At 70.7% G+C, this 15462-nt stretch carries 14 protein-coding genes and 1 pseudogene; 3 read left to right on the plus strand and 12 right to left on the minus strand.

All coding sequences use genetic code 11. From position 1 onward, the window contains the following. Positions 1 to 10: 10 nt before the first annotated feature. Positions 11 to 2596, minus strand: coding sequence for an ATP-dependent chaperone ClpB (gene clpB / locus IW245_RS28165; protein ID WP_197006168.1), 2586 nt, complete (start codon positions 2594 to 2596; stop codon positions 11 to 13). 46 nt (positions 2597 to 2642) lie between these two features. Between clpB and IW245_RS28170 the strand changes: the two genes are divergently transcribed. Further along, positions 2643 to 3392 (plus strand): SDR family NAD(P)-dependent oxidoreductase, encoded by a 750-nt coding sequence (locus IW245_RS28170; protein ID WP_197006169.1) that lies wholly within the window; start codon positions 2643 to 2645, stop codon positions 3390 to 3392. Between the two features lie 23 nt (positions 3393 to 3415). Here the strand turns inward: IW245_RS28170 and IW245_RS28175 are convergent, their stop codons facing one another. From IW245_RS28175 to IW245_RS28195, 5 genes are all read right to left on the minus strand, one after another. After that, positions 3416 to 3802 carry a RidA family protein gene (locus tag IW245_RS28175; protein WP_197006170.1) on the minus strand — a complete coding sequence of 129 codons (387 nt, stop codon included), beginning with the start codon at positions 3800 to 3802 and terminating at the stop codon, positions 3416 to 3418. A 96-nt stretch (positions 3803 to 3898) separates the two neighbouring features. After that, positions 3899 to 5116 (minus strand): hypothetical protein, encoded by a 1218-nt coding sequence (locus IW245_RS28180; RefSeq protein ID WP_197006171.1) that lies wholly within the window; start codon positions 5114 to 5116, stop codon positions 3899 to 3901. A gap of 11 nt (positions 5117 to 5127) precedes the next feature. Next, positions 5128 to 6018, minus strand: a complete 891-nt coding sequence (locus tag IW245_RS28185; protein WP_197006172.1) for a fructosamine kinase family protein — start codon at positions 6016 to 6018, stop codon at positions 5128 to 5130. 70 nt (positions 6019 to 6088) lie between these two features. Beyond that, entirely contained in the window at positions 6089 to 6757 is a 669-nt protein-coding gene (locus tag IW245_RS28190) for a hypothetical protein (RefSeq protein ID WP_197006173.1), read from the minus strand. A gap of 117 nt (positions 6758 to 6874) precedes the next feature. Then, positions 6875 to 7540 (minus strand): SDR family NAD(P)-dependent oxidoreductase, encoded by a 666-nt coding sequence (locus IW245_RS28195; protein WP_197006174.1) that lies wholly within the window; start codon positions 7538 to 7540, stop codon positions 6875 to 6877. 88 nt (positions 7541 to 7628) lie between these two features. Between IW245_RS28195 and IW245_RS28200 the strand changes: the two genes are divergently transcribed. Both IW245_RS28200 and IW245_RS28205 read left to right on the plus strand, forming a co-directional pair. After that, a complete protein-coding gene (locus IW245_RS28200; protein ID WP_197006175.1) occupies positions 7629 to 9890 on the plus strand; it encodes a bifunctional salicylyl-CoA 5-hydroxylase/oxidoreductase in 2262 nt (753 codons plus the stop codon). A 175-nt stretch (positions 9891 to 10065) separates the two neighbouring features. After that, entirely contained in the window at positions 10066 to 10437 is a 372-nt protein-coding gene (locus tag IW245_RS28205) for a hypothetical protein (protein WP_231400338.1), read from the plus strand. A gap of 20 nt (positions 10438 to 10457) precedes the next feature. Here the strand turns inward: IW245_RS28205 and IW245_RS28210 are convergent, their stop codons facing one another. The 6 genes and pseudogenes from IW245_RS28210 to dnaK form a co-directional block, all read right to left on the minus strand. Beyond that, positions 10458 to 10862, minus strand: a complete 405-nt coding sequence (locus IW245_RS28210) for a hypothetical protein (protein WP_197006176.1) — start codon at positions 10860 to 10862, stop codon at positions 10458 to 10460. A gap of 217 nt (positions 10863 to 11079) precedes the next feature. Then, the gene (locus tag IW245_RS28215) at positions 11080 to 11361 is read right to left on the minus strand and encodes an antitoxin (RefSeq protein ID WP_197006177.1); all 282 of its coding nucleotides are present in this window, start codon (positions 11359 to 11361) and stop codon (positions 11080 to 11082) included. 81 nt (positions 11362 to 11442) lie between these two features. Continuing rightward, positions 11443 to 11853 (minus strand): heat shock protein transcriptional repressor HspR, encoded by a 411-nt coding sequence (locus IW245_RS28220; RefSeq protein WP_197006178.1) that lies wholly within the window; start codon positions 11851 to 11853, stop codon positions 11443 to 11445. Beyond that, positions 11850 to 12998 (minus strand): molecular chaperone DnaJ, encoded by a 1149-nt coding sequence (gene dnaJ, locus IW245_RS28225; protein ID WP_197006179.1) that lies wholly within the window; start codon positions 12996 to 12998, stop codon positions 11850 to 11852. The genes IW245_RS28220 and dnaJ overlap by 4 nt, the downstream gene beginning before the upstream one ends. Positions 12999 to 13017: 19 nt before the next feature. Continuing rightward, positions 13018 to 13584 (minus strand): annotated as a pseudogene (gene grpE, locus IW245_RS28230) (nucleotide exchange factor GrpE); the annotation flags it as partial. An 8-nt stretch (positions 13585 to 13592) separates the two neighbouring features. Then, positions 13593 to 15440 (minus strand): molecular chaperone DnaK, encoded by a 1848-nt coding sequence (gene dnaK / locus IW245_RS28235; RefSeq protein ID WP_197006181.1) that lies wholly within the window; start codon positions 15438 to 15440, stop codon positions 13593 to 13595. Positions 15441 to 15462: the final 22 nt, after the last annotated feature.

Here is a 15462-nt window from a genome sequence, read left to right on the forward strand (position 1 = left end):
CAGTAGGACGTTATCCCCGCGTGACCTGCAGACCGTTGGCCGTGGCGTCCACGAGCACCCGGTCGCCGTCGCGCAGCTCGCCGCCGAGCAGCGCCCTGGCCAACTGGTCGCCGATCGAGGACTGCACGAGGCGGCGCAGCGGACGCGCCCCGTACAGCGGGTCGAAGCCGTGCTCCGCCAGCCAGGTCCGGGCGCCCTCCGACACCTCCAGGGTCAGCCGCCGGTCCGCGAGCCGCCGGGCCAGCACGTCGAGCTGGATGTCCACGATCGACTTCAGCTCGGCCAGGCTCAACGCGTGGAACACCACGATGTCGTCGAGCCGGTTGACGAACTCCGGCTTGAAGGACGTCCGGACCGCCGCCATCACCTCAGCTTTCCGCTGCTCCTCGGACAGCGTCGGGTCGGCGATCGCGTGCGAGCCCAGGTTGGACGTCAGCACCAGGATCGTGTTGCGGAAGTCCACCGTGCGGCCCTGGCCGTCGGTGAGCCGGCCGTCGTCGAGCACCTGGAGCAGCACGTCGAACACGTCCGGGTGCGCCTTCTCCACCTCGTCGAGGAGCACGACGCTGTAGGGGCGGCGGCGGACGGCCTCGGTGAGCTGGCCGCCGGACTCGTAGCCCACGTAGCCGGGGGGCGCTCCGACAAGGCGGGCGACGGAGTGCTTCTCCGCGTACTCGCTCATGTCGATCCGGATCATCGCCCGCTCGTCGTCGAACAGGAACCCTGCGAGGGCCTTGGCCAGCTCGGTCTTGCCGACGCCCGTCGGGCCGAGGAACAGGAAGCTGCCGGTCGGCCGGTCGGGGTCGGCGATCCCGGCCCGGGCCCGGCGGACCGCGTCGCTGACCGCGCGGATCGCCTCCGGCTGGCCCACGACCCGTTCGGTGAGCGACTCCTCCATCCGGAGCAGCTTCGCGGTCTCGCCCTCCAGCATCCGGCCGGCGGGAATACCCGTCCACGCCTCGATCACCTCGGCGATGTCGTCGGCGGAGACCTCCTCCTTGAGCATCGCGCCGTCGCTCTGCAGAACGGCCAGCTGGCGTTCCGCCTCGACGAGCTCGGCCTCCAGGGCCGGGATCCGGCCGTACCGCAACTCGGCGGCGCGGCCCAGGTCGGCGTCGCGCTCGGCCCGGTCGGCGGCGGCCCGCAGGTCCTCCAGCTCCTGCTTGGCCTCGGAGATGGCCGTGATGTGCGCCTTCTCGTTGCGCCACCGGTCGGACAGCACCGCGAGCTGTTCGCGTCGGTCGGCCAGCTCCTGGCGCAGCCGTTCCAGGCGCTCGGCGGAGGCGACGTCGGGCTCCTTGGCCAGCGCCATCTCCTCGATCTCCAGCCGGCGGACGATCCGCTCGATCTCGTCCACCTCGACCGGCAACGAGTCGATCTCCATCCGGAGCCGGGACGCCGCCTCGTCCACTAGGTCGATGGCCTTGTCCGGCAGGAACCGGTCCGCGATGTACCGGTCGGACAGCGTCGCCGCCGCGACCAGGGCGGCGTCGGTGATCCGTACCCCGTGGTGCACTTCGTAGCGCTCTTTCAGCCCCCGCAGGATGCCGATCGTGTCCTCCGGGCTGGGCTCGCCGACCACCACCGGCTGGAAGCGACGCTCCAGGGCCGGGTCCTTCTCGATGTGCTCCCGGTATTCATCGAGCGTCGTCGCGCCGACCATCCGCAGCTCACCACGGGCCAGCATCGGCTTGAGCATGTTGCCGGCGTCCATCGAGCCCTCGGCCTTGCCTGCCCCGACGACGGTGTGCAGCTCGTCCAGGAACGTGATCACCTGGCCGTCGCTCGACTTGATCTCCTCCAGGACGGACTTCAACCGCTCCTCGAACTGGCCACGGTAGGACGCGCCGGCGACCATCGCGCCCAGGTCCAGCGACACGAGCCGCTTGTCCTTCAGGCTGTCGGGCACGTCCCCGGCCACGATCCGCTGCGCCAGCCCCTCGACGATCGCGGTCTTCCCCACCCCGGGCTCGCCGATCAGCACCGGATTGTTCTTGGTACGCCGCGACAACACCTGGATCACGCGCCGGATCTCCGCGTCCCGCCCGATGACCGGGTCCACCTTGCCGTCGCGGGCCTTGGCGGTCAGATCCAGCCCGTACTTCTCCAGTGCCTGGAACGTCTGTTCCGGGTCGCTCGACGTCACCCGACGGTCACCGCCCCTGATCTGCGGGAACGCTGCGATCAGCTGCTCGGCGTTGGCCCCGGCGCCCTTGAGCGTCGCCGACACGTCGCCCCCGAGCTGGGCCAGCCCGGCGAGCAGGTGCTCCGTCGAGATGTACTCGTCCCCCAGCGGCTGGGCCACGTGCTCCGCGGCGTTGAGCGCGTTGACCACCTCGCGGGACAGGCTCGGCTCGGCGACCGTCGTGCCGTGCGCCGACGGCATCCGCTCCAGGGCCCGGGCCGCGGCGCGGCGGACGTCGGCCCCGTTGGCGCCGACCGCCCGGAGCAGGGCTGGCGCGGTCGAGCCGCCGGTGTCGAGCAGGGCCAGCAGCAGGTGCCAGGGCTCGACGATCGCGTGGCCCCGCTGGGTGGCGTCGGAGACGGCTGCGGAGATGACCTCGCGGCTCTTGGTGGTCAGGCGCTCAGCGTTCATGAGGTTGAGCCTATCCGACTCAACTCTGTCTGGCTAAGGTGATGCCATGTCGAGCTGTCTGGTTACCGGTGCTGGGCGCGGCATCGGCCGCGCGGTCGCCGTCGCGCTGTCCACCGCCGGTCACAGCGTCGCCCTGACCGCGCGGAACGCCGCAGAACTGGCCGGGACCGCCGCGCTGTGCCCTGGGCCGACGCTGGCGATCCCGGCGGACATCACCTCCGCCGACGGGATCGAGGGCGTGTTCGCGCAGGTCGAGAAGGAGTTCGGGCCGGTGGAGATCCTGGTCGCCAATGCCGGCGGGGCCAGTTCCTCGCCCCTGGCGAAGATCACCGACGAGGACTGGCAGGCGATGCTCGACCTCAACCTGACCGCGCCGTTCCGCTGCGTCCGGCGCGCGGTCCCGGCCATGGTCGACGGGGGGTACGGCCGGATCGTCGTGATCGCGTCCGTCGCCAGCAAGGTCGGGGAGCCGTACATCGCGGCGTACACGGCGGCGAAGCACGGGGTGCTCGGGCTGGTCCGGTCTGCGGCGGCGGAGCTGGCCAGGACCGGGGTGACGGTGAACGCCGTGTGCCCCGGGTATGTGGACACCCCGATGACGGACCAGTCGGTGGCGGCGATCGTGGCGAAGACGGGGCGCTCGGCGGCGGAGGCCCGCGAGATCCTGGCCCGCAAGCAGCCCACCGGGAAGTTGATCACGGTGGAGGAGGTGTCGGCCGCGGTGCTGTACTGCGTTTCGAACGGGGCCGTCACCGGGCAGGCGTTGAACGTGGACGGCGGGGCGTTGCAGTCCTGAGGGGTGTCGCCCACGGCACCCCGCTACAGAACGGCGATTCCCTCGATCTCCACCAACGCCTCGACATCCCACAGCCGCGCGATCCCGATCCCGGCGGCCGCCGGGTACTCCTGCCCCGCGAGCCGCTTCCACACCCGCCCGAGTTCCCGCGCGTGCGCCCGGTAGTCCTCGACGTCCACGATGTAGATCGTCACCTTGGCCAGCTGGTCGGGCCGCCCACCGGCCGCCGCCAACGCGGTCAGCAGGTTGCCGAGCGCCTGCTCGAACTGTTCGACGATCCCGCCGGGCACGATCCGGCCCTCCTTGTCGAGGGCGGTCTGGCCGGCGAGGAAGACCATCGTGCCGGTCCCCACGACCGCGTGCGCGAAGCCGCTCGGCGTGGCCAGCTCCGCTGGATTGATGCGTTTCACGTGAAACCTTCCTCGGGGGCCGACTGGACCGGACTCAGGCCGCACTCCGTCGTCGCGGGCCCGGGACCGACCATAGATCACCGGATCCGGCCGGCTCTATCCCCGGCGCGCCTGGTACCCCACGTACCCGGTCACGGCGAGCACGACCACGCACGGGATGAACCAGTGCATCAGCACGCCGCCAGGCGTGCCCCCGGTCAGCACGCTGAGCACCCGGATGCCGTGGGCGAGTTTCACGCCGATCGCGATGGCGCTGACCAGCAGTCCACCGGTGAGCACCGCCGTGGTCCGGTTGACCTCGCGCAGCCCGGCGCCCACGGTGGCGGCGGCCCCGATGGCGACCGCGATGATCGACCAGAGCGCGAACCGGGGCTTGCCGCCGACGTCGAGCGTGCCCAGCAGTCCGAGGAGGGTGACGGCCGGGCCGATCATGAGCAGCGGGCGACGGATCCGGTCGGGGGCCAGCACCGCGGCCACCGCCACCACGAGCCCGACCGCCCCGGCCACGGCGAACGCCGGGCCGATCCTGATTCCCTGCAACTGAACCGTGAGCTGGACGCTCGTGCCCACCACGACGACACCGAGCAGCGCGACCCCGGCGAGCAGCGGGCCCCGGCTGCGGATCGACGCGTAGAGGGCGTAGCCGGCGAGGGCCGCCAGTGCCAGATACAAGATCATGAGGTCGGTCGGCGTGGTCGGACGAAGGGGCTGGAGCAGCGGGCCGACAGCCGCGAACACCGCTAGCCCGCCGAGCAGGACCAGGAGCTGACCGGCCCCCGGGTCCACCGGCCGCTTCTTCACGTTCTCGAAGGGCGACGGGACCAGGCTGGTCAGGAAGCCGAGCACGGCGATCCAGAGGAACAGCTTGTCGTTGACGTTGGCTTCCAGCCACGCGCCGGCCAGCCCGGTGCAGAAGACCGCGCCGGCCCAGCACGCGGCGAGCACTGCGGCCCTCGGCCTGCGGGTCTTGGGGAACGGGGCGACGGCATGGGTGAGAACCGCCCCGAAGGCGACTGCGGCGGCGAGGAAGGGCAGGCCGTGCACGACCAGCTGCCCGAAGAACTCGACATTCGTGTACGCGTTCCCCAGCAGCACCGCGGCGGTCACCCCGAGCCCGGCCATGACGGCCCACCTCGCCCAGCCGCGTTTCGCCAGCCACGCGCCCGCCACGACGCCGACCAGTATCCCGATCAGCGGTTCCTTGAGCCCGTCGACCCAGCGGGTGGTCGAGGCCTGCATGATCACCCGGGTGCCGACGCTGGCCGTCGCGGCCACGGTGACGCCGAGCGCGAGGTCGGTGAGCCGCTTGTCCATGGCGCCAGACGCTACATGTACTGGCGGGTAGCGCGCAGCACCGCGGAGCGATATTTCACGCCGAACAGTGCCGTGTGCGCGAGGAGCAGGTGCAGTTGGTGCAGTGCGATCCGGTCCCGCCAGCCGTCGGCCAGCGGCCAGGCCTCGTGGTAGCTGGCGAGGATGGTCTCCAGGTGCGGGGCCCCGCCGAACAGGAACAGCGTGGCCAGGTCGGATTCGCGGTGCCCGCCGTACGCGGCCGGGTCGACCAGCCACGGGGTGTCGTCAGCGCCCCAGATGATGTTGCCGGGCCACAGGTCGCCGTGCAGCCGCGCCGGTGGCTCGTCGGGGGCCTCGATCCAGATCCCGGCGATCCGGGCGGCGTCCGTGGGGTCGAACGCGCCGTTGTCCACGGACAGCCGCAGGTACGGCAGGATCCGGCGCTCCAGGTACCAGGGGGCCCAGTCCTCCCCCGGCGTGTTGTCCAGGGCGAGGTTGCCCAGATACCCGTCGTCGGCTGCCCCGAACGTCGGCGCGCCGGCCCTGTGGGTCGCGGCCAGCTCTCGGCCGAACCGCTCGGCCGCCGCCGGGGTCGGCTTGCCGTGCTCGATCCACTCCATCAGCAACAGCTCGTCGGTCGCGGCGATCAGCTCGGGCACCGACACCCCGGAGCCGTCCCGGAGCCAGCGCAGCCCGCGCGCCTCGGCGGCGAACAGCCCCGGCGGCGCGGACCGCCGCTCCTCGGTGGGCGACCCGGACACGCCGCCCGGCCAGGTCTTGAGCAGCAGGTCCGTCCCGTCGTCGAGCGTGATCCGCTCCGCCGAGCAGATCGAGCCCCCCGCGACGGGGGTGGTACGCAGCCGCTGGTGCGTCATGAACGTGAGCAGCAGGTGCGGGTTCGCGCGCAGGTAGGCCAGATCCACGCCCTCATATTGCCCCAGGGAAACCCCCGATGGGCGAATCAGGGTGGGACGCGGGTGATTCCTGAGGCGCTCAGCTGAGAGGTACGGCCTCGAACACGGCCGGCACCATCTGGGACCCGTCGTCATCCCAGCGCAGCAGCTCCACCTCGGTGATCAGAACCTCGCCGAGGTGGAGCCGCCGTCGTTCGCCGACCCAGTCCACGAGGCACGCCGGCTCGGCGATCGGCGCGGCGAAGTGCACCAGGTTCGCGTACCAGATGGCACGGCGGAATCCCGCCTCGTAGTGCCCGTCGGCGCCCAGGGCCTCGCCGAGCCGGTCCTTGAGCAGCTCGGCGGTGTCGCCGTCGGCCTCGGCGCAGGCCATCACGCTGCCCGGGGTCAGGGTCAGCCCGGTGACCTCCAGCCGGAAGGGGCGCAGGCCCACGACGGCCTTGCGGAGCGCGTCGCCGACCCGGCCGACCATGGGGTCGCTGGCCGGGACGCCGGTGCGGTACGTCTCCAGGCAGCGCAGCGTGAAGTGTGAGGAGTGGGCGTTGCCGGTGGGCCAGTGGCCGGGGCCGGCCAGGGTGAGGGCTTCCGCTGCGACCGCGGCCATCCGGGCGGCGAGGGTGGGCGAGGGGCGGACCACGACGGACAGGCCCCAGGCCGGGCCGCCGTCGACCGGCGGGGTCTCGGTGTAGTGCTGGCCGGCGAGGACGGCCGTCCGGCCCTTTTCGTAGAGATCATCAAAGAGGGTCACGGCGGGCGAGCCTACCCCGGCGGCCCGTCCGGGGACTGCCCCGAGGAGGGCCGCCGCTGCCGGAGCAGAGACGCGGCGTAACCGTCAGATCTGTGTGATCTTCATGAAGAGCGCGCCCTAGAGGGGGAGGTAGCGGCCGCCGTTGACGTCCAGGGTGATGCCGGTGATGTAGCTGGCGGCGTCGCTGGCGAGGAAGACGATCGGGTCGACGATCTCGCGGAGCTCCGGCATCCGGCCGAGCGCGATCGCGTCGAGCACGTCGGATCGCTCGCGGTCGCTCAGGCCGTCGAACATGCCCTGCAGCCGGCCGGTGAGGAACAACCCGGGCGCGACGGCGTTGACCCGGATGCCGCGCGGCCCGAGGTCCCGGGCGAACTTCCTGGTCAGCCCGCCGATCGCGGCCTTGGCGGCGGCGTAGGGCGCGCCGGTCACCGGCGAGGGCTGCCGGCCGCCGATCGAGGAGCAGGTGACGATCGCGTCCCCCGGGGACATGTGCCGGGCGGCCTCGCGCACGCAATGCAGGGTGCCCTTGACGTTGACGTCGAGAACCAGATCAAGATCGTCTTCCGTGTACTCGTCCCGCGGCGTCCCCAACGACCCCCCGGCCAGCGCGATCAGCACATTGGGTCGGAAGTCGGCCATCAGCGCGGCCACCCCCGCCCGGTCACGGACGTCGTGTTCGGGCAGGTCGGCGGACAGGACCGTGTCACCGAGCGCCTCGAATGCCGCGCACACCGCGCGTCCGATTCCGCCGTTTCCGCCTGTGACCAGCACTTTCCGCACAGCCGCTCCTCCTTCGACCCGGGTCCCGCCCGATGATGTGCATGTCGCAGCGTTGACGATCGTCGCGAAGACAGCATAACCTCGTGGGGTGCGTATCGCGGTCATCGGCGGCGGCCCCGGCGGGCTCTACTTCGCCGCGCTCGCCAAACAGCTCGACCCCACCCGGGAGATCACGGTCTGGGAGCGCAACGCCCCCGACGACACCTTCGGGTTCGGTGTCGTGTTCTCCGACGAAACCCTCAGCGGCATCGAGACGGCCGACCCGGCGTTCTACGCGTCCCTGGCCAGCGAGTTCGCCCGCTGGGACGACATCGACGTGCGGTACCGGGGCGAGGTCATCACCTCCGGCGGCCACGGCTTCGCGGCGGTCAGCCGTCGCCGGCTGCTGAACCTGCTGGTCGAGCGCTGCCGGGACCTGGGCGTCGTGCTGCACCACAGCACGGAGTTCCCGGGCGACCACGCCGCCTACGACCTGGTCGTCGCCTCCGACGGCGTCCACTCCGCCACCCGCAGAGCCCTCGCCGAGGAGTTCAGGCCGAGGTACGAGACCGGCGACTGCCGCTACATCTGGCTCGGCACCGACAAGGTCTTCGACGCGTTCACGTTCGACGTGCTGGAGACCGAGTTCGGCGTGATGCAGGCGCACGCGTACCCGTACGACGCGCACGGCTCCACCCTGATCATCGAGATGCGGTCGGACGTGTGGGCCCGGGCCGGGTTCACCGACGAGAACGCGATCGAGCGGATCGGCGCACTGTTCGCCGACCTGCTCGGCGGACACAAGCTGGTCAGCAACAACTCTCGGTGGATCGACTTCACGACCGTGGCCTGCGAGCGCTGGCAGTACCAGAACGTGGTGCTGCTCGGGGACGCCGCGCACACCGCGCACTTCTCGATCGGCTCCGGGACGAAGCTCGCCATGGAGGACGCGCTGGCCCTGGCGGCGTGCCTGGCCGAGCAGCCGGACCTGGACCTGGCGCTGACCGCGTACGAGGTGGAGCGCAAACCCGTCGTCGTCTCCACCCAGCGCGCGGCCAGGGCCAGTCTCGACTGGTTCGAGAACCTCGCCGACTACGTGGGCCAGGAGCCGCTGCGGTTCGCGTTCAACCTGCTCACCCGGTCGCGGCGGATCACGTACGACAACCTGAGGCTGCGCGATCCGGAGTTCGTGGCCCGGGTGCAGGCCAGCGGCACCCCGCCGATGTTCGAGCCGTTCCGGCTGCGCGGGCTGGAGCTGCCCAACCGGATCATCGTCTCGCCGATGGACATGTACTCGGCCGTCGACGGCATGCCCAACGACTTCCACCTGGTGCACCTCGGGGCCAGGGCCCTGGGCGGGGCCGGCCTGGTGATGACCGAGATGGTGTGCGTGTCCGAGCCGGGCCGGATCACCCTCGGCTGCACCGGGCTGTACACCGACGAGCAGGCCGACGCCTGGGCCAGGATCGTCCGGTTCGCCCACGACAACGGGGCGCGGATCGGCGTCCAGCTGGGGCACTCCGGCCGCAAGGGCTCCACGAGGCTCATGTGGGAGGGGATGGACGAGCCGCTCCCGGAGGACAACTGGGAGGTCGTCGGCCCGTCACCGCTGCCGTACGGCCCCGGAAGCGCCGTCCCGCGCGAACTGACCAGGGCGGACCTCGACGCGATCACGGCGGAGTTCGTCACCGCCGCCGCGCGCGCCGACCGGGCGGGCTTCGACCTGCTCGAACTGCACTGCGCGCACGGCTACCTGCTGTCGTCGTTCCTGTCCCCGCTGGCCAACCAGCGCACGGACTCCTACGGCACCGACCGGCTGAAGTTCCCGCTCGAGGTCTTCGACGCGGTCCGCGCCGTCTGGCCGGGCGAGAAGCCGATGTCCGTCCGGATCTCCGCGACCGACTGGCACGCCGGCGGGGTGGACGCCGACGAGGCGGTCCGGATCGCCCGGGCGTTCGCCGAGCACGGGGTGGACGCGATCGACGTGTCGACCGGACAGGTGCTCGCGGCGGAGCGGCCGGCGTACGGCCGGTCGTACCAGACGCCGTACGCCGACAAGATCCGCAACTCGGTGCCGGGGCCGGCCGTGATCGCCGTCGGAGCCATCTCGTCCTACGACGACGTGAACTCGATCCTGCTCGCGGGCCGTGCCGACCTGTGCGCGATCGGCCGGGCGCACCTCTACGACCCGCACTGGACCCTGCACGCGGCGGCGGAACAGGACCACAGGGTCACCTGGCCGGCACCCTACCGGGCGGGGAGCCGAAAGCCGCAGACCGGGCGAACCGACGGCCCGAAACCGCGTCTGGAGTTGCTGCGCGGTAACGATTCGGGCACGCGGCACCAGCGTTGGCGACCTGAAATCTCCTGATCTGGCACTATTCCCCCTCAGACAATCATCATCATCACCGCGCGGGGGATAGCCTCGCCCCCCGCGATCCGGCTAAGTTGTCGCCGCTGACTGGTGTTTTCGGAGAGGGGGAATCGTGAACGAGCAGGCCACATTCCACGGCTTCGCGAACCCGGTCGACCCGACCGGCGCGGAGATGCGCGAGTGGGCCTACCACCCGGACTCGGTGTCGCTCGCCGGCCTGCCGCCCGACTGGGACCTCCTGGTCGCCCAGGACTCGCTGATCCCGACGCTCTACGAGCTGGCCGCCGACGGTCAGTGCCCGGCGCGCCGGTTCGCGCTGCACTGCCTGTACATCTACACCGCCGACGCCGTGCGCACCGACTTCCGCGCGCACCCGAAGCGCAAGCTCAAGAAGCTGATCGACCGCGCCGGCTCCGAGTCCGACGAGCAGCTGCGGATGTGGGCGGCCAACGCGCAGGCCCTGATCAACAACCCGGACCTGTTCGACTACGCCGACTGGTGCCAGGGCGGCCTGGTCCGCAAGCCCCGCCGCCTCCTGACCTGACCGGGCCGGACCTACCGGGCCTACTTCCACTCCCACCATCGTCCGGTGGTCTTGCCGCTGTCGTCGACCTCGTACTCGAACGCGCAGCACAGGCCGTTGAGCCGCGCGAACCTCGACGCCCCGGTCTCGTAGACCACGCTGCCCCGGTACTGGGTCACCCCGTTGGCCTGCTGCCCCACCCCGAACGCCGTCCAGGTGAGCATGTCGCCGTCCGGGGTGCTGACCACGCCCTGGCCGTGGCCGAGGATCGTCCCGTTCGGCCGCAGCTCCGCGGTGTAGGTGCCCATGTCCATCGCCGGCGCGTCCAGCAGCGTGCCGGAAGCCTGGAACGAGATCTCCAGCGTGGGCGGTCCGCCGTTGACGGAGCGCAGGACCCGGGTACCCGTTGTCTGGCCGAATTCCTCTCCCACCAGTTCACCCAACATCGTGAGTCACCCCCCGCTCGTGGAGTCCACTGACCCTTCGACCGTAGGCCGATCCACGGAAAACATGAGGAAAATCCACAAAATCCATGACGGGTACGCGTGGGCCAGCCACGAGAGCGGGCGAGGCCTCGAACGGCCCCGCCCGACGCCGAGTCATGACGACGTCGGCGTAACCCCCACTCCTGGGTGGGGTTCCGGTGCTCTAGGCACCGGACATCTACTTGTCCTTGTTGCCCATCTTGTTGATGGCGTCCTTGGCGGTCTCGGCACCCTTGTTGATCTGGTCCGAGTACTTCCCACCAGTCTTCTCGTCCGCCATGTTGGCGCCCTTGTCGATCATCTCGCCAGCTTTGCCGGCCATGTTGCCCATGGCGCCACCGGCCTTGTCCTTCATGTCGCCGGTCTGGTCCTGGGCGTTGTCCGTAGCTTCGGCAGCCTTGTCCTTGGCGCCGCCCACCACGTCCTCGACCTTCTTCTTGATGTCGTCAAAGATGCCCATCTGCTACCCCCCTGATACCGGCTTCAGGCCGTATTGCCCGATTTGCCAGCACTCATGAGTATAACTCTGAATAGCCGGGCGCTACCGTGATTCCGGGGACCGTCTCGGCCGCCAGACGACCAGCGCCGTCTCGTGGCTGGGCACCACCGCCCGGCGCGCGAACCCAGGATGCAACGCCGCGAACTCCGCCGCGCGCCGCTCCGACTCGGCCAGCGCGGCCTCGGTCGCCGCCAGCCGGTGCCGCAGCTCGTCGACCAGGTTCTCCAGGTCGATGATCCGCTTGATGCCGGCGAGATTCACGCCCTCTTCCTGGCTGAGCCGCTGGACCTCGCGGAGCACGTCCACGTCCCGCGCGCTGTACCGCCGGCCACCGCCGGGCGCGCGCCCTGCCTCGACCAGCCCCAGCCGGTCGTACTGCCGGAGGGTCTGGGGGTGCATCCCCGCCAGCCGCGCCGCGACGGAGATGATCAGGATTTTCGCATGGGCGTTCATGACCGCTCCCGCCGTCGCACCTCAGCATCCACCTTGCTCCGGTCCGCCGACGGTGTGGCCGCCGCGAACTCCGCGAGTGCCTTGCGCGCCTCCTCGGAGACGTCCTTCGGCACATCGACCTCGACGGTGACCAGCAGGTCGCCCGCCGAGCCGTCCCTGCGCCGGATGCCCTTGCCGCGCACCCGCAGGGTCCGGCCGCTCCGGGTGCCCGGTGCCAGGCGCACGGTCACCCCGCCGTCCAGGGTCGGCACCCGCAACTCGGTGCCCAGGGCCGCCTCCGGGAAGGTCACCGGCACGGTCAGCAGCAGATCGTCGCCCATCCGGCCGAACACGTCGTGCGGACGGACCCGGATCAGCACATACAGGTCGCCGGGCGCGCCGCCCCGTTCGCCGGGCTCGCCGCGCTCCTTCAGTCGGATCTTCTGCCCGTCGGCCACCCCGGCCGGGATCCGGACGTTGAGCGTGCGGGCCTTCGTCACGCCGCCGGTGCCGCCGCACTCGGTGCACCGGTCCTTCTCGTCCACGATCGAACCGACGCCCTGACAGTCCCGGCAGGGCTCGCTCATGCTGAACGCGCCCTCCGCCCGGGTCACCAGGCCGCGCCCGCCGCACGTGGGGCAGGTCCGCGGGGTGGTGCCGGGCTTCGCGCCGCTGCCGTGGCAGACGTCGCACGTCCCCGGCGAGCGCAGGGTCAGTGGCAGGGTCGCGCCGAGCGCCGCGCTGTCGAAGTCCAACATCAGCTCGGCCTCGACGTCGCGGCCCCGGGCCGGGCCGGTCCGCCGCCGGGCGGCCCCGCCGCCGAACAGGTTGCCGAACAGGTCGCCGAAGCCGCTGTTGCCGCCGCCGGTGAAGTTGCCGAAGTCCTGCGGGCCGCGCGGGCCGGGCCCGCCGCCCCGGAACGCCCCGCTGCCGAACAGGGAGCGCAGCTCGTCGTACTCCTTGCGCTTGGCGTCGTCGGAGAGCACGTCATACGCCTCCGACACGGACTTGAATCGGTCCTCGGCCTCCGCGTTGCCCGGGTTGTGGTCCGGGTGCAGTGACCGGGCCAGCGTCCGGTACGCCTTCTTGATCTCGTCGGCGGAGGCGCTCTTTGACACCCCGAGTACTGCGTAGAAGTCCTTCTCCAGCCAGTCCTTCGAACTCATCGAGCGCCTCCCTCCGTCACTATTCCGCGGTGTCTTCTTCGGCGGCGGGCTCCCCGACGGCCACCATCGCCGGCCGTAGGAGCTTCTCGCCGAGCAGGTAGCCCCGGCGCATCACGTCCACACAGGTCGCTTCGGTGACGTCCGGCGAGGTGAAGTGCGCGACGGCCTCGTGCAGCTTCGGGTCGAACGGGTCGCCCTTCTCGCCGAAGCCGACCAGCCCGAACTTCGCCACCGCCTGGGCCAGCTGCTCCGACATCGTGCCGAACGGCCCGACGAGGTCGCCGTGCTCGCGCGCCCGGTCGAGGTCGTCGAGGATCGGCAACAGGGCGGCGAGCACCGCACCGGTGGCCTGCTCAGCGACGACGCCGCGGTCGCGGTCGACGCGCTTGCGGTAGTTCGCGTACTCGGCGGTGACCCGCTGGAGATCCCGGGTGAGCTCGTCGAGGGCGTCCTGCGTGGAGTCCTCCTCCACGATCTCGACGGCGGGGGCCTCCGCGGCCGGCGCCGGAGCGCCGTCCGCGGAGATCCTGCGCTTGTCGCGGATCACGACCGGCTCATCCTCCTGGCGGTCCCCGCCGGTGGGCGAGGCCGCCATCACTTCTTCTTCTCGTCGTCGATGACCTCGGCGTCGACGACGTCCTCACCCTGCGCGTTGGCGTTCGGCGCGTCGTTCGGCGCGCCCGCGCCGGGGCCGGCCTCGCCGGCGGCCTGGCTCGCCGCGTACATCGCGGAGCCGGCCTCCTGGGAGACCTTCGACAGCTTCTCGGTCGCCGCCTTGATGGCGTCGATGTCCGTGCCGCCGAGGACGCCCTTGAGCTCGCCGAGCGCGTCGTTGATCTCGGTCTTCTTGTCCTCCGGGATCTTGTCGCCGTTCTCGGCGACGAACTTCTCGGTCTGGAAGACGAGCGAGTCGGCCAGGTTGCGGCTCTCCGCGTCGTCGCGGAGCTTCTTGTCCTGGTCGGCGTGCTCCTGCGCGTCGCGCATCATCCGCTCGATGTCGTCCTTCGGCAGCGCGGAGCCGCCGGAGATCGTCATCTTCTGCTCCTTGCCGGTGCCCAGGTCCTTCGCGTGCACGTTCACGATGCCGTTGGCGTCGATGTCGAACGTGACCTCGACCTGCGGCACGCCGCGCGGGGCCGGCGGCAGACCGGTGAGCTCGAAGGTGCCCAGCGCCTTGTTGTACGCCGCGATCTCGCGCTCGCCCTGGAACACCTGGATCAGCACGGACGGCTGGTTGTCGGCGGCCGTCGTGAAGATCTCCGAGCGCTTGGTCGGGATCGTGGTGTTGCGCTCGATGAGCTTGGTGAAGATGCCGCCCTTGGTCTCGATGCCCAGCGACAGCGGGGTCACGTCGAGCAGGAGGACGTCCTTGACCTCGCCCTTGAGCACGCCGGCCTGCAGCGCGGCGCCGACGGCGACGACCTCGTCCGGGTTGACGCCCTTGTTGGGCTCCTTGCCGCCGGTCAGCTCCTTGACGAGCTCGGTGACGGCGGGCATCCGGGTCGAGCCGCCCACGAGGATCACGTGGTCGATCTTCGCCAGCGGGATGCCGGCGTCCTTGATCGCGGCCTGGAACGGGGCCTTGCACCGGTCGAGCAGGTCCTGCGTCATGCGCTGGAACTCGGCCCGGGTCAGGGTCACGTCGAGGTGCAGCGGGCCGTCGGGGCCGGCCGTGATGTACGGCAGGTTGATCCCGGTCTGCGGGGTCGCCGACAGCTCGATCTTGGCTTTCTCCGCGGCTTCCTGCAGCCGCTGGCGGGCCATCTTGTCCTTGCCCAGGTCGATGCCGTGCTGACCCTGGAAGGTCTTGATCAGGTGCGCGATGATCCGCTCGTCCCAGTCGTCGCCGCCGAGGTGGTTGTCACCGGCGGTCGACTTGACCTCGACCACGCCGTCGCCGACCTCGAGGAGGGACACGTCGAAGGTGCCGCCGCCGAGGTCGAAGACGAGGATGATCTCGTCGTGCTTGTCCATGCCGTACGCGAGCGCCGCCGCGGTGGGCTCGTTGACGATCCGCAGGACGTTGAAGCCCGCGATCTCACCGGCCTCCTTGGTGGCCTGGCGCTGGGCGTCGTTGAAGTAGGCCGGGACGGTGATGACCGCGTCCGTGACCGGCTCCCCGAGGTACGCCTCGGCGTCGCGCTTGAGCTTCATCAGCACCCGGGCGGAGATCTCCTGGGCGGTGTAGGGCTTGCCGTCGATGTCGACTTTCCAGTCCGTACCGACGTGCCGCTTGACGGAGCGGATCGTCCGGTCCGGGTTGGTGACGGCCTGACGCTTAGCTACCTCGCCGACGAGAACTTCACCGTTCTTCGCGAACGCCACGATGGACGGGGTCGTCCTCGACCCTTCAGCGTTGGCGATCACTGTGGGCTCGCCGCCCTCCAGAACGCTCATGCATGAGTTCGTCGTTCCGAGGTCGATTCCGACCGCACGTGCCATGTTGATGTGCCTCCCGAGTTGA

The sequence above is a fragment of the Longispora fulva genome, assembly GCF_015751905.1.
GTDB lineage: Bacteria > Actinomycetota > Actinomycetes > Mycobacteriales > Micromonosporaceae > Longispora > Longispora fulva.